This window comes from Bacteroides cutis (assembly GCF_900241005.1).
Classification (GTDB): domain Bacteria; phylum Bacteroidota; class Bacteroidia; order Bacteroidales; family Bacteroidaceae; genus Bacteroides; species Bacteroides cutis.
The window spans coordinates 153,180-168,339 of sequence record NZ_OEST01000002.1 but is presented as its reverse complement, the minus strand read 5'-3'; the positions used below and the strand labels follow the sequence as shown (position 1 = coordinate 168,339).

Annotated in this window: 17 protein-coding genes and 7 tRNA genes; 10 read left to right on the top strand and 14 right to left on the bottom strand. The window is 39.0% G+C overall.

The features are described from left to right. Positions 1-261 precede the first annotated feature (261 nt). The 5 genes from C1A09_RS04715 to C1A09_RS04695 are packed head-to-tail and all read left to right on the top strand — an operon-like array spanning position 262 to position 1,720. A complete protein-coding gene (locus C1A09_RS04715) occupies positions 262-561 on the top strand; it encodes a DUF3408 domain-containing protein (RefSeq protein ID WP_101542589.1) in 300 nt (99 codons plus the stop codon). Continuing rightward, positions 558-863, top strand: coding sequence for a helix-turn-helix domain-containing protein (locus C1A09_RS04710; protein WP_101542588.1), 306 nt, complete (start codon positions 558-560; stop codon positions 861-863). Before C1A09_RS04715 ends, C1A09_RS04710 begins: the two co-directional genes overlap by 4 nt. Before the next feature lie 10 nt (positions 864-873). Beyond that, positions 874-1,176: a DUF3876 domain-containing protein gene (locus tag C1A09_RS04705; RefSeq protein WP_032588498.1), complete on the top strand. Its 303-nt coding sequence runs from the start codon at positions 874-876 to the stop codon at positions 1,174-1,176. Between the two features lie 59 nt (positions 1,177-1,235). Then, positions 1,236-1,490 (top strand): helix-turn-helix domain-containing protein, encoded by a 255-nt coding sequence (locus C1A09_RS04700; protein WP_101542969.1) that lies wholly within the window; start codon positions 1,236-1,238, stop codon positions 1,488-1,490. Between the two features lie 35 nt (positions 1,491-1,525). Beyond that, positions 1,526-1,720 (top strand): hypothetical protein, encoded by a 195-nt coding sequence (locus C1A09_RS04695; RefSeq protein WP_101542587.1) that lies wholly within the window; start codon positions 1,526-1,528, stop codon positions 1,718-1,720. Positions 1,721-1,808: 88 nt separating this feature from the next. On the opposite strand, the gene C1A09_RS04690 is transcribed toward C1A09_RS04695, so the two are convergent. From C1A09_RS04690 to C1A09_RS04675, 3 genes are all read right to left on the bottom strand, one after another. Continuing rightward, on the bottom strand, positions 1,809-3,128 hold the full coding sequence (locus C1A09_RS04690) for a hypothetical protein (protein ID WP_101542586.1): 1,320 nt from the start codon (positions 3,126-3,128) through the stop codon (positions 1,809-1,811). Between the two features lie 120 nt (positions 3,129-3,248). After that, positions 3,249-4,481 carry a site-specific integrase gene (locus C1A09_RS04685; RefSeq protein ID WP_101542585.1) on the bottom strand — a complete coding sequence of 411 codons (1,233 nt, stop codon included), beginning with the start codon at positions 4,479-4,481 and terminating at the stop codon, positions 3,249-3,251. Between the two features lie 245 nt (positions 4,482-4,726). Next, positions 4,727-4,800: transfer RNA gene (locus C1A09_RS04675), tRNA-Asp, on the bottom strand. Between the two features lie 165 nt (positions 4,801-4,965). Here C1A09_RS04675 and C1A09_RS04670 point away from each other — a divergent pair. After that, positions 4,966-6,282, top strand: a complete 1,317-nt coding sequence (locus C1A09_RS04670) for an aminotransferase class I/II-fold pyridoxal phosphate-dependent enzyme (protein WP_101542583.1) — start codon at positions 4,966-4,968, stop codon at positions 6,280-6,282. 104 nt (positions 6,283-6,386) lie between these two features. After that, complete coding sequence (locus tag C1A09_RS04665; protein WP_101542582.1) at positions 6,387-6,980, top strand: YqgE/AlgH family protein; 594 nt, start codon at positions 6,387-6,389, stop codon at positions 6,978-6,980. On the opposite strand, the gene C1A09_RS04660 is transcribed toward C1A09_RS04665, so the two are convergent. From C1A09_RS04660 to recR, 3 genes are read right to left on the bottom strand one after another with little or no spacing between them, the layout of a single operon-like run. Further along, a complete protein-coding gene (locus tag C1A09_RS04660; protein WP_101542581.1) occupies positions 6,973-7,509 on the bottom strand; it encodes a GNAT family N-acetyltransferase in 537 nt (178 codons plus the stop codon). The two genes, C1A09_RS04665 and C1A09_RS04660, sit on opposite strands and share 8 nt — an antisense overlap. A 26-nt stretch (positions 7,510-7,535) precedes the next feature. Continuing rightward, entirely contained in the window at positions 7,536-7,991 is a 456-nt protein-coding gene (locus tag C1A09_RS04655) for a hypothetical protein (protein WP_101542580.1), read from the bottom strand. A 43-nt stretch (positions 7,992-8,034) separates the two neighbouring features. Continuing rightward, a complete protein-coding gene (recR, locus tag C1A09_RS04650) occupies positions 8,035-8,652 on the bottom strand; it encodes a recombination mediator RecR (protein ID WP_101542579.1) in 618 nt (205 codons plus the stop codon). A 115-nt stretch (positions 8,653-8,767) separates the two neighbouring features. Between recR and yihA the strand changes: the two genes are divergently transcribed. Both yihA and C1A09_RS04640 read left to right on the top strand, forming a co-directional pair. Beyond that, a complete protein-coding gene (gene yihA / locus C1A09_RS04645; protein WP_101542578.1) occupies positions 8,768-9,376 on the top strand; it encodes a ribosome biogenesis GTP-binding protein YihA/YsxC in 609 nt (202 codons plus the stop codon). Between the two features lie 6 nt (positions 9,377-9,382). Then, positions 9,383-9,979: a DUF4923 family protein gene (locus C1A09_RS04640; RefSeq protein WP_101542577.1), complete on the top strand. Its 597-nt coding sequence runs from the start codon at positions 9,383-9,385 to the stop codon at positions 9,977-9,979. Positions 9,980-10,049: 70 nt separating this feature from the next. On the opposite strand, the gene C1A09_RS04635 is transcribed toward C1A09_RS04640, so the two are convergent. From C1A09_RS04635 to C1A09_RS04600, 8 genes are all read right to left on the bottom strand, one after another. Then, a tRNA-Gly gene (locus C1A09_RS04635) sits at positions 10,050-10,122 on the bottom strand. A 31-nt stretch (positions 10,123-10,153) separates the two neighbouring features. Further along, positions 10,154-10,235 (bottom strand) — tRNA-Leu (locus C1A09_RS04630). 28 nt (positions 10,236-10,263) lie between these two features. After that, positions 10,264-10,336 (bottom strand) — tRNA-Gly (locus C1A09_RS04625). A 15-nt stretch (positions 10,337-10,351) separates the two neighbouring features. Continuing rightward, positions 10,352-10,435: transfer RNA gene (locus C1A09_RS04620), tRNA-Leu, on the bottom strand. Between the two features lie 50 nt (positions 10,436-10,485). Beyond that, positions 10,486-10,567 (bottom strand) — tRNA-Leu (locus C1A09_RS04615). Between the two features lie 25 nt (positions 10,568-10,592). Next, a tRNA-Gly gene (locus C1A09_RS04610) sits at positions 10,593-10,665 on the bottom strand. Positions 10,666-10,776: 111 nt separating this feature from the next. After that, positions 10,777-11,916, bottom strand: coding sequence for a carboxynorspermidine decarboxylase (gene nspC / locus C1A09_RS04605; RefSeq protein WP_101542968.1), 1,140 nt, complete (start codon positions 11,914-11,916; stop codon positions 10,777-10,779). A gap of 64 nt (positions 11,917-11,980) precedes the next feature. Further along, positions 11,981-14,350 (bottom strand): ATP-dependent helicase, encoded by a 2,370-nt coding sequence (locus tag C1A09_RS04600; protein WP_101542576.1) that lies wholly within the window; start codon positions 14,348-14,350, stop codon positions 11,981-11,983. 150 nt (positions 14,351-14,500) lie between these two features. Between C1A09_RS04600 and C1A09_RS04595 the strand changes: the two genes are divergently transcribed. Further along, positions 14,501-15,121 carry a superoxide dismutase gene (locus tag C1A09_RS04595; RefSeq protein WP_281258220.1) on the top strand — a complete coding sequence of 207 codons (621 nt, stop codon included), beginning with the start codon at positions 14,501-14,503 and terminating at the stop codon, positions 15,119-15,121. Positions 15,122-15,160: the final 39 nt, after the last annotated feature.

Here is a 15,160-nt window from a genome sequence, read left to right as displayed (position 1 = left end):
ATAGGCGGTTGCGCCAAATTGTGACATAAACAGACAAAGTAATCCCATTTTTAAAAGCGTTTGTTTTTACCTCTTTCTTTACTGAAAAATGATTGAGTGGTAGCAATATATAAGACAGTAAAACAAGGTCCGAATATAGTTTTAAACCATATTTGAAAGCTATTTAAAGATAAAGGGACATAGTTATAAAACTGGCTTGCATTTTTTCAATCAGTATCGGGAATCAATCAACTTATTTATAAATCATTAAAAATTAAATGTATGGAAGAAGTAAAACAATCATTACAAGAAACAGCAAGTAAGGAACAGGAAAGTTATAAATCGGTGTTCCTTAAAAAACGGTCGGTTTGCAACCGTCAAAGCGTGTACATAAGCGGAGAGATACAAAAACGTATCGTTCAGATTGTAGGCGTGATTACAAACAAACAAGTAAGCATCGGAAATTTCATTGATAACGTACTGGAAGAACATTTAGGTGCGCACAATGATGTCCTTTCGGCTCTCTACCGGAAAGAAATACAAAAAGGAATATTCAACCAGCCAAAAGAAAAAGACGTATGAATATCGTAACTATTGAGGAACAGACTTTTAAACAAGTATGTGGGCGGTTCTCCAGTTTCGTCAGTCAAGTGGAACGGATTTGTAAAGAGAATACTTGTCAGCCGGATAAATGGTTATCAGGTCGTGAAGTGTGTGCCCTGCTCGGTATCAGCATCCGAAGTTTGCAGAACTATCGGGATAGTGGCAAGCTGGGTCATTCCCAAATCGGTAACAAACTGTACTATAAATCTGCCGATATTGAAAGACTGGTTGCAGAATGTACGGAAAACAAGAAAGCGAATTATAAATCAAACAACAAATAAATATTGCCCTATGGAAAAGAAAGAAGAAAATAATATGGGAGTAAATCAGTCCTTCAAATTGTCTGCTATTGTCGGAATATGGGAAAGTTTAAATCTTCATCCTACGGTAATGATATACCAAAGCAAGAAAATACATTTCCTTTCGATGCTCCATGTATCAGATAACGGACAGGCAAAACCAGCCATTTACGAGATACAGAAAGAAGATAACCGTTACTTTATCGTTGAAGCCTTTAAACGGCTTTATATAAGTTATGATGCGATAAAAGATAGTATTTCCATATCCTATTATGGCGAGTATCTACGTAACTGACAGGTGTATGTATGTCAATCATTCAAACCAATTATAAATCAATTGAACAGTATAACAATATGGAACTTATAAACGGCAATAGTGAGATAATTAAGAATTTCTTCCAGTCTATGGAAAGAATGTTAGAGGGTATCGGTAAACTGGCAAAAGAAAGCAAGCCACACCTGAACGGCGAAAAGTTTCTAAGCAACCGGGAAGCATCCAAATATTTGAAAGTAAGCATCCGGACGCTGCAAGAATGGAGAGATACGGGTGTTATCCCTTATATTCAGATAAAAGGCAAAATAATCTACCGTGAAAGCGATATAGAATAGCTTTTGCAGACCTACTACAACAAGGAACGACAGGAATGACCTACCGTCCTAAAAAAAACACATTTTTTCCGAAACTGACTAAGAACATTAACTCTACCAGTGTAGTAATCCGTCTGTGCAAGCCTTTGGAAGAAAATACTACCCGGAGCGTAGCGCAGGCGTGGAGATTTTCTTCCAAACCCGTAGGGTTTGGACTTGAACGGACGGAATACGGAGCTTACCTTTGTTAATGTTTTATTCAGCTTTGGAAAGTCTATTTACAGAATGAATACTTATAGTAAATTTATGGTTTATCATATTACGAAATAGCAAAATCTATTATTCATCATGTGTCGTTATCAATCTAATCATCTTGTCTAACAATGGTTTTGTCTTTATTTCGACATCTTTTGATTTATTGACCATATTTGAGAAGGCTATGAAAACAAGAAAAGCTTTCAATATCGCACTATCAATATTAGTTGTTATCAGTGGTTCATTATACTGTATTTGCATTAATCCTGATATAGAGAGAAATAAGAAGTATGATAAATAAATAAGAAAATTCACATTATTCTTATTGATAACATAGAGAGCTAATTCAGTCTGAACAGCTTCATATTTATGGTTTTCCCAATTCTTCAATGGAGAGTGTTCTTTTATCATCCAATGAATAAACTTTGCCCCGTGAACACTGATAATAGAACCTACTGCAAGTGTAATGAAAAACATAGTTTCCCATGAAATATTCAGACCAAGTAAGAAGTTTAAAACTATCACAATTACTATAGGTATTCCAAATGCATATGCCCCCAGACACATGTAGCTCATTAAAACTATTATTGTTGGATGCATTAAATTGAACAATATCTTAGTAATTACTATTGGTAAAGAAATTGCAAAATTAATTGTCTTTACTATTCTATTTTTACTCTTACAGATTAGTGATTGTAAAAACATAAATATAACGATATATCCAATAAAAAAAACAATGGCTTTCCATTCTAATTTTATTATTATCCATAAGTATAAAGAAGTTAAAGCAATACCTATGCTAACAAATGCGAGTATAATTAATGAAAGTTTTACTTTTTCGGGTATTGTAATCTGTGTCCACCATTTAATAAGACCCCTTATTTCTATAACTTTTTTATGTTCAGGATTTGTACATTGTATGGGCCTTTTTATAAACTCATGATATGCATGTTCTGTTTTTGTAGGCTTATGATACTTCAATTCATATTCTAAAATTTCTCCATTAGATAATAACACTAACATATAAGTACCAGTTATAATACCGTATGTACCTTTTGTATCTTGATGGAATTTACGCTTCACTTCATAGACGTTTTTATCATACCTTTTTAATTCATTATGCAGACGTAAGTTCACATTTTTATTCATCATTATCTCCTCTACTATTTCATTATCTTTACATGGATAAACACACCAGTACATAAAAGTAAACATAAATAAAAACAGTAGGGGAAATAAACTATAGGTAGTATTAAAGCATAGATATTCAGCAAGTATCACAGTTCCAATACATACACCTATAATTATTAATGGTTTCTCCATTGGTTGTTTCATATTATAGCTAAAACAAAGATTTCCTTCTTTGTTCTTCCAAGTCCTTATGCTCTTTGTTGTCGTATTCATAAAAAATAAGTGCTTATATAATAATATCACAAATACAATTATCTGCTGCTTACCAAAGATATAGTTATTATATATATTATCAAAATACCCGTTAGAGATTTATTGATAAAAAGCGAACATCTACTGTTTTCTATTAAAGTTTTTTTCTACGTTTATCATATCACGCATAATGGAGCTATCCAATATCCGTGCATAATGCTGTGTCATTCTGATATTGGAATGTCCCAAAATCTTAGATACATTTTCCATTGATACATCATTAGCGAGAAAAACAACTGTAGCCGCAGTATGACGGGCAACATGAGTGGTCAGCCGTTTGGCTATGCCGCATACATCAGCAATTTCTTTTAAATAGGCGTTCATGCGCTGATTACTGATTACAGGCAAAAGTACTCCTTTTTTTATGCACTCTACATTATCATCATATTTCCTCAATATCCTTTGAGGAATAGATAAGACGGGAACATTACACATCTGATTAGTTTTCTGTCGTGCCTTGCGTATCCACAAAGCACCGTTATTGTCTTTTATCAGGTGTTCACGGCTTAATTGCTGCACATCCACGAAAGCGAGCGCGGTAAAACAACAAAAGACAAAAACATCTCTTACCTGCTCCAATCGTTTGATAGTAAATTCTTTGTTCATCAGAATATCCAGTTCTTCACGTGAAAGAAACTCTACATTTACTTCATCCTGCTTGAAGTGGATGCCGTAAAACGGGTCTTTCTTTATCCAATCGTTAGCTAAAGCAATGCGGATAACCTTTTTCAAGTTCTTCAAATGTTTCAATGCGGAGTTATTTTGGCAATGCTTGTCCGTTTTCAGCCAAAAATCAAAGTCACGGATAAACTGTCCATCCAGTTCTGCCAACATTATATCATCACGGTGGTAATTACTGCGAATATATTCTTTCAGGCGGTTTATGGAAGTATCAAACTTGGTAACTGTGCTTTCCGTATATTCTTTGCCAATCAGGGCACGACATTTTTCGTTATGCTCTGCATACACTTCCAGCAAGCTACGCTGTACCTTATCCCGTCCGTAGAAACAATCCTTTATTATATCGGCTGTTATCGGTTTGTTGTCTATTTCCAGTTCACGGTGTATCTGCAATACTTTGGCACGAACCGTATTAATATAGTGGTTCAGTTCGGTGGCTACACGGTCTTTTCCTTTGGAACATTCCTTTTTCTGATTCCACAAATCTACAGGAATGCTCCGTTTAATCATAACTTCGGCTACTCGCTTGTTTACGGTGATGCGCATACAGACAGGAGCTTCACCGTTTTTCAGAAGTTTCGCTTTCTTGATGATGAACAATACGCTTAGTGTGTTTCTTTTCACTGCTCCCATAATTCTTTGTTTTTTTTAAGTGGTACAAAATTAGTTTGCTACACTCAAAAACCAGCTACGCAAAAAGCTGACAATCAAAGACAAATGCGTCAATTCGTGGGAGCAAAAACAGCTTTCAAAAAGTCCCACGAATAAGCCACGTGAGAACTGCCTAAAACTGCTATTTTTTGCCGAAGTAGAGAAAAAGAAAAAGCTCTGAAATTCAAGAATTTCAGAGCTTTGCTTTCATTTGCTATTTGCTTTCGCGGTGCGTACGGGACTCGAACCCGTGACCCCATGCGTGACAGGCATGTATTCTAACCAACTGAACTAACGCACCATTATTTCATTTTCTATTGCTATCTCTCTCGATTGCGGATGCAAAGGTAGATAAATTTCTCATATTTGCAATAGGCTATAAGAAAAAAAATCATCTTTTTTTTAACATAGGTTGATTATAAGAGATTTATGTTACCTTTGCAAAACGAACTTAAAATGAATAAGTATGAAAAATACCCCAATTGAACAGAAATTGATTGATGAAACTATTAAAGAATTCAATATAGCAGACTTTTCTAAAGCCACTATTCGTGAAGTAAAAGCAATTGCCGCCAAGGTTGAAGCAACTTCGGGTGTAGAATTTATTAAAATGGAAATGGGAGTTCCGGGACTTCCTCCTTCTACTGTAGGTGTAGAGGCAGAAATTGAAGCTTTGCAAAAAGGGATTGCAAGCTTATATCCCGATATCAATGGACTGCCGACATTGAAAGAAGAAGCCTCACGCTTCATCAAAGCATTTATTGATGTAGATGTTGCGCCTGAAGGTTGTGTCCCTGTTACAGGTTCCATGCAGGGTACTTTTGCTTCTTTCCTCACATGCAGCCAATGTAATGAGAAGAAGGATACCATTCTCTTCATTGATCCGGGTTTTCCAGTCCAAAAGCAGCAATTGGTCGTCATGGGACAGAAATACGAGACATTCGATGTATATAACTATCGTGGTGACAAACTGAAAGAAAAACTGGAAAGTTACCTTAAGAAGGGGAATATATCTGCCATCGTTTACTCAAACCCTAATAATCCCAGTTGGATTTGTCTGAAAGAAGAAGAACTTCGTATTATCGGCACATTGGCCACTCAGTATGATACAATCGTCCTAGAGGATCTTGCTTACTTTGCCATGGATTTTCGCCAAGATTTAAGTAAACCTTTCCAAGCTCCCTTTCAACCGTCAATAGCACATTATACAGACTATTATGTACTGCTCATTTCCGGTTCCAAGGCCTTTAGCTATGCAGGACAGCGAATCGGTGTAACTTGTATTTCGGACAAGTTGTATCATCGTGCCTATCCAGGATTTACGAAACGTTATGGTGGTGGAACATTCGGTACTGTATTTATTCATCGTGTACTCTATGCTCTTTCTTCAGGAACAAGCCACTCGGCACAGTACGCACTTGCTGCTATGCTGAAAGCTGCCAACGATGGAAAATATAATTTTCTCAATGAAGTAAAGATTTACGGTGAACGCGCCCGCCGCCTGAAAGAAATCTTCTTGCGCCATGGTTTCCATCTGGTATATGATAATGACCTGGGTGACCCTGTCGCTGATGGTTTTTATTTTACGATCGGTTATCCAGGTATGAACAGTGGAGAACTCGCCAAAGAATTGATGTATTATGGAGTAAGTGCCATTTCACTGGTAACTACCGGAAGTGACCAACAGGGATTGCGTGCCTGTACTTCATTCATCCAGGATCACCAATATGCTCAACTAGACAAACGTATGGCTATCTTTGCCGAAAATCATCCGACTAAATAATATTAACTGAGCCAGAAAACTTTAATATCAATAAAAGCATTCTATTATTGATAAAAAAAGGAAATATAATTTGTTTTTTATAGAATATTCTGTAAATTAGTGGCATGTCTATTAATACAGATATATTCAAAATAGAAACTAATCATATAGTTCCTGCACGAGGAAAGGTTCTGATTTCTGAGCCTTTCCTTTGTGATCATATATTTGGACGTTCGGTTATCTTATTGATAGATCACACACAAGAGGGTACAATGGGATTGGTAATGAACAAGTCTCTACCCTTATTTCTGAACGATATATTCAAAGAATTTGATTATCCAGAAGATATACCTATATATAAAGGCGGTCCGCTTAGCACAGACACGCTTTTCTATTTGCATACTCTGGAAAATATTTCAGGATCACTCCCTATCAGCAAAGGTTTCTACCTGAACGGTGATTTTAACGCTATCAAAGAATACATTATGCGGGGAAATCCCATTAAAGGTAAAATACGTTTCTTCCTTGGTTATTCCGGTTGGGAATACGAACAATTGTGCCGGGAAATCAAAGAAAACACATGGCTTGTAGGAAAAGAAGATTTAAACTCACTGATGAACGTGAACAACAGCAAAGAGCTTTGGAAAAACGCTCTCGGTAAGTTGGGAAGTAAGTATGAAATGTGGTCCCATTTCCCACAAATACCTACCCTCAATTAACGTTCCGGATATATTGCATCAAGATGACGTCTTTGTAACGCCCCCCTACACACCACCATTCCCTCAAAAGCCCACATTGTTTAAAACCACATGATTTGAATAGCCGTATACTTTTCTCGTTATCCGAAGTCACATGAACGATCAATTGTTTCAGATAAAGAAAGCCGAAAGCGTAATCACATATAAGTTTTAATGCTTCTTTAGCATAACCGTTTCCCTGATACTCTTTCCGTACCGCGATACCAATTTCACCCCGTGCATGCATAGGAGCAAAATCCGTAATATCAATTGTACCCACTACGGTTTCATCCTTACATCTCACAATCATCATCCGTAACTGGCGATCAGCAAACATATCACATTGGGAATTTTCGATATATTGTTTTAGGACAAACTTAGAATATGGTACCGAGAAGTTAGTTATATCCCATGTTTGTGGATCATTTTCTATAGCGTACATCACCTCCAAATCCTCCGGTTCCATAGCACGGAGACGTATATGTTCGCCTATAAAATAAGATACTTTCATACTTATAATAACCCTGTCTTTTCTGTTTATTTTTCTTCTTTATCTATGTGTAATTCCTTGCGCAAACGCTCCTCACCAGGCAAGCAAAATAGAGAAGCTGTTAAAGCAATGAGTGCACAAAGTGCCCCCGTATCACTCAATATCATATAATAGGTGAAAAAACCTGCTAATACCGGTATGGCAAGTAAAGCTAACCGTATCCTACACCAAAAAGAATAGAGACGCAATGCATCCTGAATGGCTACTGTATCAATCCTTCTCACCAGTATCCACGAGAAAAGCTTCAAAGACAACGGCACGCATGTGGCAACCAGCAGAATAGTAATTGTTTCGGCAAAATAAGTGACACGTACATTACCTGCATATATTCCTATCCAGTCGCCTCCACTCTCTCCAAGTATTACAAGAAGGATAGGCAACAGCCAGAAATAAACGAAAGTAACCTTTATCCGCTTTACAACTTGTTTTATTTGTTCTTCCATTGAAATTTAATTGATAATTGACAATCAGCAGTTACCTACGGGGCTAGACGATACCTGAGAACGGAGTACGATTTACAATACTACGCCCCAAGGTTACTTCATCAGTATATTCAAGTTCATCACCCACAGAAACACCTCGGGCAATGACAGAAAGTTTCACGCCCATCTTCTCCAACTTACGGTAGATATAAAAATTAGTAGTATCTCCTTCCATCGTAGTACTCAAAGCAAGGATTACCTCTTTGATATCTCCGGCAGCAACACGTTGCACAAGACTTTCTATCTCCAAATCTCCAGGGCCAATACCGTCCATCGGAGATATAACCCCTCCTAATACATGATACAATCCACGGAATTGTTGGGTTGCTTCTACCGCCATCACATCCCGGATATTCTCTACCACACAAACTACAGATGTATCCCGTTGCGGATTAGAACAGATACGACACGTTTCAGTATCTGATATGTTGTGGCAAACCTTACAATATTTCACCTCACGTTTCAAAGTTATAATAGCGTTACCGAAAGCTTCTGCCACCGCCAAGTCCTGGCGCAGCAAATAAAGTACAAGCCTCATCGCTGTCTTCCGCCCTACACCGGGTAGTTTGGCAAACTCATTTACTGCCTTCTCTAATAATATCGAGGGAAATTGTCCATTCATATTTAAAATTTTCCTATTAGTGGACAAAGATATACAGAATTCCGAATTAAGAACGAAATTTTTTGAAATAAGTACTACCTTTGCAAATGGAAATAACTAAAGAATTGATAACAAAATGGAGATTACAAATGCTGAATTCGTCATCAGTAATACGGACGTAAATAAATGCCCGGCAGGGAATTTCCCCGAATATGCTTTTATAGGACGTTCTAACGTTGGAAAATCCAGTCTCATCAATATGTTGACAGGGCGCAAAGGACTTGCCATGACTTCTGCCACTCCCGGAAAAACGATGCTCATCAATCACTTCCTGATTAACAAAAACTGGTACATCGTAGACCTTCCCGGATACGGCTATGCCAAACGAGGACAAAAAGGGCAGGAACAAATTCAGCGTATCATTGAAAGTTATATATTACAGCGAGAACAGATGACCAATCTCTTCGTCCTCATTGACAGTCGTCACGAGCCACAACCCATTGACCTTGCTTTCATCGAATGGTTGGGCACGAACAGTGTTCCTTTCTCCATTGTTTTCACTAAAGCCGACAAACTGAAAGGAGGTAAATTGAACTCAAATATCCGTGAATATCTGAAAAAGTTACAAGAACAGTGGGAAGAACTCCCCCCCTATTTCATCACTTCCTCTGAAAATCGTATGGGGCGGGAGGAACTGTTAAACTATATAGCATCCATTAACAAAGAGATAAACTCAAATAAATAAAAAGACATGAAAAGGACTTTTTTTTGGTACATTTTTATTGCCACACTGCTATTGACTACCAATAGTCAGGCACAATCTCTAAAAAATTTATTTAATAAAGAAAACATTGAAAAGGTTGTCAGCACTGTGACGGGTAAAACCTCTATTAACATGATCGGTACATGGACCTATTCCGGTTCCGCCATCGAGTTTGAGTCAGACAATATGCTAAACAAAGCAGGTGGTGCTGTTGCTGCAGGCGTAGCCGAAAAGAAACTTGACGAACAACTTTCCAAAGTAGGTATTAAAAACGGGCAAATGACATACACATTCAATGCCGACAGTACTTTCAGTGCCAAACTGGGAACCCGTGATCTGAAAGGCACTTATTCGTACGATGCTTCCAGCCAACAAGTAAAAATGAAATTTGCAAAGTTACTCCCCCTGAATGCAAAAGTGAACTGTACTTCTACTTCCATGGATTTATTATTCAATTCTGACAAACTCCTGAAACTGATTACCACACTTTCTGGTAAAAGTAATAATTCCACACTGAAAACAATCAGTTCATTAGCCAGTAGCTATGACGGTATGATGCTAGGATTTTCTCTAAAGAAAGAATGACGTATAGAGACAAAAAAAGGCCCCACAGATAATGAAACCTGTGGGGCTTTTTACTATAAAATAAAGAAAGAGCGGAAAACGAGACTCGAACTCGCGACCCTAACCTTGGCAAGGTTATGCTCTACCAACTGAGCTATTTCCGCATTTGATGACTTTCTTTTCACAAAGAAAACGTGCCCAGAACAGGACTCGAACCTGCATGCCTCTCGACACACGCACCTGAAACGTGCGCGTCTACCAATTCCGCCACCTGGGCATTGTCATCATAAAAATAACAAAAAAAGAGCGGAAAACGAGACTCGAACTCGCGACCCTAACCTTGGCAAGGTTATGCTCTACCAACTGAGCTATTTCCGCATTTATATCAACATGTGAAGAGAAGGAGACTCGAACTCCCACGACATAATTGTCACTACCCCCTCAAAGTAGCGCGTCTACCAATTCCGCCACCTCTCCATCATTAAAAAGAATAAACAATTTCATAGAACTGACCGCCCTCTCCCTTGTGCCCAGAACAGGACTCGAACCTGCATGCCTCTCGACACACGCACCTGAAACGTGCGCGTCTACCAATTCCGCCACCTGGGCATAGGTAATTGCAATCAAAACATTGAGCGGAAAACGAGACTCGAACTCGCGACCCTAACCTTGGCAAGGTTATGCTCTACCAACTGAGCTATTTCCGCGTTTGCGGTTGCAAAGGTAGATATTTTCCTTAAACCTGCAAATATTCCGCACACTTTTTTCATACATAAAATAGTACATTCATATTCAAAAGGTAAACAGACTTTTGATTATCAACTCATTCTATTACGATAGTCTTCGTAAGAAAACTGCTTAAATACTTCAGCAGCCCCCTCCTTTGTCCACATTGCAATGGCAGGATGATGAATTCCATTGAACATATTGGTCTTTACCATAGTATAGTGTATCATGTCTTCAAAAATAATTTTCTCTCCAATCTGTAATTCATGATCGAAACTCCACATTCCCATGTAGTCGCCGCTTAAACAAGAATTTCCTCCCAGACGATAAACATACAACCCCTCGTTTCCCATTTCAGCGCCACGGACTACAGGTTGGTAGGGCATTTCCAGGCAGTCGGGCATGTGACAGGTAAAACTTACATTAAGAATAGCCGTACGGATACCCCTGTTCTCTACAATATCCACTATCTCGGAAATCAGTACACCTGTCTGCCAAGTAAAAGCCGAACCGGGTTCCAGAATAACACGAAGATGTGGATAACGGACTTTTAATCCTTGGAGCAGGTGAACAAGATGCTCTACATCATAATCCTTACGTGTCATCAAATGACCTCCCCCCAGGTTTAACCATTTGATTTGAGGAAACCAACGGGAGAATTTCGCTTCCAGATGTTTCAATGTACGTTCCAGTTCGTATGAAGAAGATTCGCAGTGGCAATGGCAATGAAATCCCTCAATACCTTGCGGTAAAGTATCGGGAAGTTGATCCGCCATCACTCCGAAACGGGTTCCGGGTGCACATGGGTTATACAGTTCAGTCTCTACCTCTGAATATTCAGGGTTAATGCGTATGCCAGAAGAAATTCCTTCTCCCGTCACCTGCACCATCGGATAAAAACGATGGAATTGCGCTAAAGAATTAAAAGTAATATGACTACTGCAACGCAGAATCTCAGGAAAATCCGCTTCTGTATAGGCAGGAGAATAAGTATGCGCCTTACTTCCAAACTCCTCCAACGCAAGGCGTGCTTCGTACACAGAACTTGCAGTGGAATGATCTATATATTCCCTGAAAATAGGAAAAGAGCGCCATAAGGCAAATGCCTTAAAAGCAAGAATAATCTCAACTCCCGTACGATCGGCTACACTTTTTATCAAAGTAAGATTCTTCCTCAGAAGTTCTTCTTCCATAATGTAACAGGGAGAAGGAAAAAGAGCAAAATCTATCATCATATATCTTCTATTTATTAAAATCCAATAAGAATACCCTATATACCAAAGGCTGGTACAGACCTTATCCTATTACTTTGAACCGAGCAAAGCGTAAAAGGAGCTGCTTGTCTCCCGCATTCTTAAAATGAATGGTTGCCTTAGCATTATCGCCCTCACCTTCCACTTTAATCACTTCACCCAGACCAAAACGTTCGTGCTCTATCAATTGCCCTTGGTACACACCACCCGCCATACAAGTTTCCGAAGCAGCGGATGCCGACGAAGACATGCCCATAGATGGAGTGACTCGCTTCAAATTGCGAGGTACACTCGGTGCAATGATCTGCTGTTTAAGATGCGAAATTTCTTCTCTTTTCCGATAAAGCTTTTCTTCCCTATTTTTATAGAAAGATGAAGAAAAACCTCTTTCATTCTCTCTACGGAAATTTACTGCCATCTCATCGATTTCAGGACTCAATCTTACATCTTGCGGCATATGTAAGAAATGTACATCAATATCTTTCAAGAAACGGCTGGGACTACTGAATTCCATCTTGCCATAGCGAAAACGACTTTTGGCGTATGAAAGGAAACAATGATCCTCTGCACGGGTAATGGCAACATAAAACAATCGGCGCTCCTCTTCCAGCGCATGCGGAGAGTCTCCTACCATGGCACTGGGAAAAAGATTTTCTTCCATTCCCACTACAAATACGTTTCTAAATTCCAATCCTTTGGCAGAATGTACCGTCATCAAGGTTATCTTTTCACCATCTCCGTCTTTATCAGAGTCCTGATCGGTCAATAAAGAAACCTCCGAAAGAAAATCCCCCAAAGAAATATTTACATTTCCTTCTTCCTGGCGTTGAGCACAGAAGTCACTGATACCGTTTGTCAACTCCTCTATATTTTCTTTGCGGCTGAGGTTCTCAGGAGAATTATCCTGGCACACATCATTAATGATACCCGATTGACGAATAATCTCCGTACCTATTTCATATGCATTCTTTTCTAGACCGCTTTCAATAAATTCCTTTATCAAATCACGAAAACCTTGCAACTTACCTACTGTACCTTTGTTCATGTTCAGTCCATAAGCCAATGGCTCACAAAGCACTGCCCAAAGACTGGTATTATGTTCAGTAGCGGCAGTGATTATCTTCCCTACTGTTGTATCTCCTATTCCACGCGCCGGATAATTGACAATGCGTTTAAAAGCTTCTTCGTCATTAGGATTTACCACCAGGCGGAAATAAGCAATCACATCCTTTATCTCTTTACGCTGATAAAAGGACAAACCACCATAAATTCTATAAGGCATCCCACGTTTGCGCATAGCTTCTTCAAAGACACGGCTTTGCGCATTCGTACGGTATAATATCGCAAAATCAGAATAAGCGTAATCCTTCTGACGACGGAGTTCCGCAATCTTATTGATTACAATATCGCCTTCTTCCACGTCGCTATATGCCTGATAAACATCAATAGGCTCTCCCCTTTCTTTTTGGGAAAACACTTCTTTGGGTATCTGGCGCTGGTTCTTCTCTATCAAACTATTGGCAGCGGAAACAATGTTTTGCGTGGAACGATAGTTCTGTTCCAACTTAAAGACTTTAGTACCCGGATATACTTTAGCAAAATAAAGAATATTATCAATATCAGCTCCACGGAAAGAATAAATACTTTGGGCATCATCCCCCACCACACATATATGCAGATGCTCTTTAGCCAATTGAAGCACAATACTGTGTTGCGCATAATTGGTATCCTGATACTCATCCACCAAAATATAACGGAATTGCGATTGGTAATTGGCAAGTACGTCGGGATGGTCACGAAACAACAGGAAAGTATAGAACAACAAATCATCAAAATCCATTGCATCAGCCTGCCGGCAACGTTCCCAATATCGACGATAAATGTCACGGACAGCTGGCATCTTAGCCGCACAATCCCCCTCATATGCCTCTTTGTTATTGGCATATGCCACCGGAGATACCAAATGATTTTTGGCGTTGGAGATTCTTGCCTGTACCGTGCCCGGTTTATAAACCTTTTCATCCAATCCCATTTCTTTAATGATAGAACGTAATAGGCTTTTGCTGTCCGCAGTATCATAAATAGTAAATTGCGAAGTAAAACCAAGATGCCTTGCCTCAACATGCAGGATACGCAGAAAGATGGAATGAAAAGTACCCATCCACAAATGACGGGCACGCTCCGGACCGACCTGCCGTGCGATACGTTCTTTCATTTCACGCGCCGCCTTGTTGGTAAACGTCAGAGCAAGAATATTCCATGGCTGGTAACCATTCTCCAACAGATAAGTAATTTTATAGGTCAACACGCGCGTCTTACCGGAACCGGCACCTGCTATCACCAGTGACGGACCGTCGTTATAGAGCACTGCCGCACGCTGTCCTTCGTTTAATTCTTTTATATAATCGGGCATATTCCGTACTATCTAATGAGTTATCTTCGTGCAAAGATAGCGCAAACCGAAAGTAGAATAAAATAAACCTGTTTATTTTTTATGTTTATGAACAATTCTTCGTGTTATCATGTTAATATAGTAAAGTTTCAAAACTTAATAATTGAACTTATGAATACGTTATTAATGTCTTTAATGATAATGATTATGACACATGAAATGCCTAAACTTCCTTACGCTCACAATGCGTTGGAACCTGTAATCAGTCAGCAAACAATAGATTACCATTATGGTAAGCACCTGCAAACGTACGTGAATAACCTCAACAACCTTGTTCCGGGTACGGAATTCGAAAACAAAGATTTAGTGACCATCGTAGCCACTGCACCCGACGGCGCTATTTTCAATAATGCCGGACAAGTACTGAATCATACCTTATACTTCCTGCAATTCTCTCCTAAACCAATTCAAAAAGAACCGACAGGTAAATTGGCAGAAGCCATTAATCGGGATTTTGGCAGCTTCGAGAACTTCAAGAAAGAGTTCAATGCAGCATCCGTAGGTCTGTTCGGTTCGGGCTGGGCTTGGCTTTCCGTAGATAAAAACGGAAAACTCCACATCACAAAAGAAGCTAACGGTAGCAATCCCGTACGTTCCGGATTAATTCCGTTGTTGGGTTTCGATGTTTGGGAACATGCATACTATTTGGATTATCAGAACAAACGTGCCGACCACATAAATGCCCTATGGAGTATCATTGATTGGGACGTAGTAGGTAAACGCATGAAATAATAAACCCACAATCCCATAAAACCAGTTGTAAGAGCGCAT

What these genes read in the sequence shown, in the direction of transcription:
- recR (WP_101542579.1), bottom strand. Translation starts at nt 8,652, where the DNA reads ATGAATGGACAATTTCCCTCGATATTATTAGAGAAGGCAGTAAATGAG.
- C1A09_RS04710 (WP_101542588.1), top strand. Translation starts at nt 558, where the DNA reads ATGAATATCGTAACTATTGAGGAACAGACTTTTAAACAAGTATGTGGG.
- C1A09_RS04690 (WP_101542586.1), bottom strand. Translation starts at nt 3,128, where the DNA reads ATGAATACGACAACAAAGAGCATAAGGACTTGGAAGAACAAAGAAGGA.
- C1A09_RS04600 (WP_101542576.1), bottom strand. Translation starts at nt 14,350, where the DNA reads ATGCCCGATTATATAAAAGAATTAAACGAAGGACAGCGTGCGGCAGTG.
- C1A09_RS04670 (WP_101542583.1), top strand. Translation starts at nt 4,966, where the DNA reads ATGAAAAATACCCCAATTGAACAGAAATTGATTGATGAAACTATTAAA.
- C1A09_RS04715 (WP_101542589.1), top strand. Translation starts at nt 262, where the DNA reads ATGGAAGAAGTAAAACAATCATTACAAGAAACAGCAAGTAAGGAACAG.
- C1A09_RS04705 (WP_032588498.1), top strand. Translation starts at nt 874, where the DNA reads ATGGAAAAGAAAGAAGAAAATAATATGGGAGTAAATCAGTCCTTCAAA.
- C1A09_RS04640 (WP_101542577.1), top strand. Translation starts at nt 9,383, where the DNA reads ATGAAAAGGACTTTTTTTTGGTACATTTTTATTGCCACACTGCTATTG.
- C1A09_RS04695 (WP_101542587.1), top strand. Translation starts at nt 1,526, where the DNA reads ATGACCTACCGTCCTAAAAAAAACACATTTTTTCCGAAACTGACTAAG.
- nspC (WP_101542968.1), bottom strand. Translation starts at nt 11,916, where the DNA reads ATGATAGATTTTGCTCTTTTTCCTTCTCCCTGTTACATTATGGAAGAA.
- C1A09_RS04685 (WP_101542585.1), bottom strand. Translation starts at nt 4,481, where the DNA reads ATGGGAGCAGTGAAAAGAAACACACTAAGCGTATTGTTCATCATCAAG.
- C1A09_RS04595 (WP_281258220.1), top strand. Translation starts at nt 14,501, where the DNA reads ATGAATACGTTATTAATGTCTTTAATGATAATGATTATGACACATGAA.
- C1A09_RS04665 (WP_101542582.1), top strand. Translation starts at nt 6,387, where the DNA reads ATGTCTATTAATACAGATATATTCAAAATAGAAACTAATCATATAGTT.
- yihA (WP_101542578.1), top strand. Translation starts at nt 8,768, where the DNA reads ATGGAGATTACAAATGCTGAATTCGTCATCAGTAATACGGACGTAAAT.
- C1A09_RS04660 (WP_101542581.1), bottom strand. Translation starts at nt 7,509, where the DNA reads ATGAAAGTATCTTATTTTATAGGCGAACATATACGTCTCCGTGCTATG.
- C1A09_RS04655 (WP_101542580.1), bottom strand. Translation starts at nt 7,991, where the DNA reads ATGGAAGAACAAATAAAACAAGTTGTAAAGCGGATAAAGGTTACTTTC.
- C1A09_RS04700 (WP_101542969.1), top strand. Translation starts at nt 1,236, where the DNA reads ATGGAACTTATAAACGGCAATAGTGAGATAATTAAGAATTTCTTCCAG.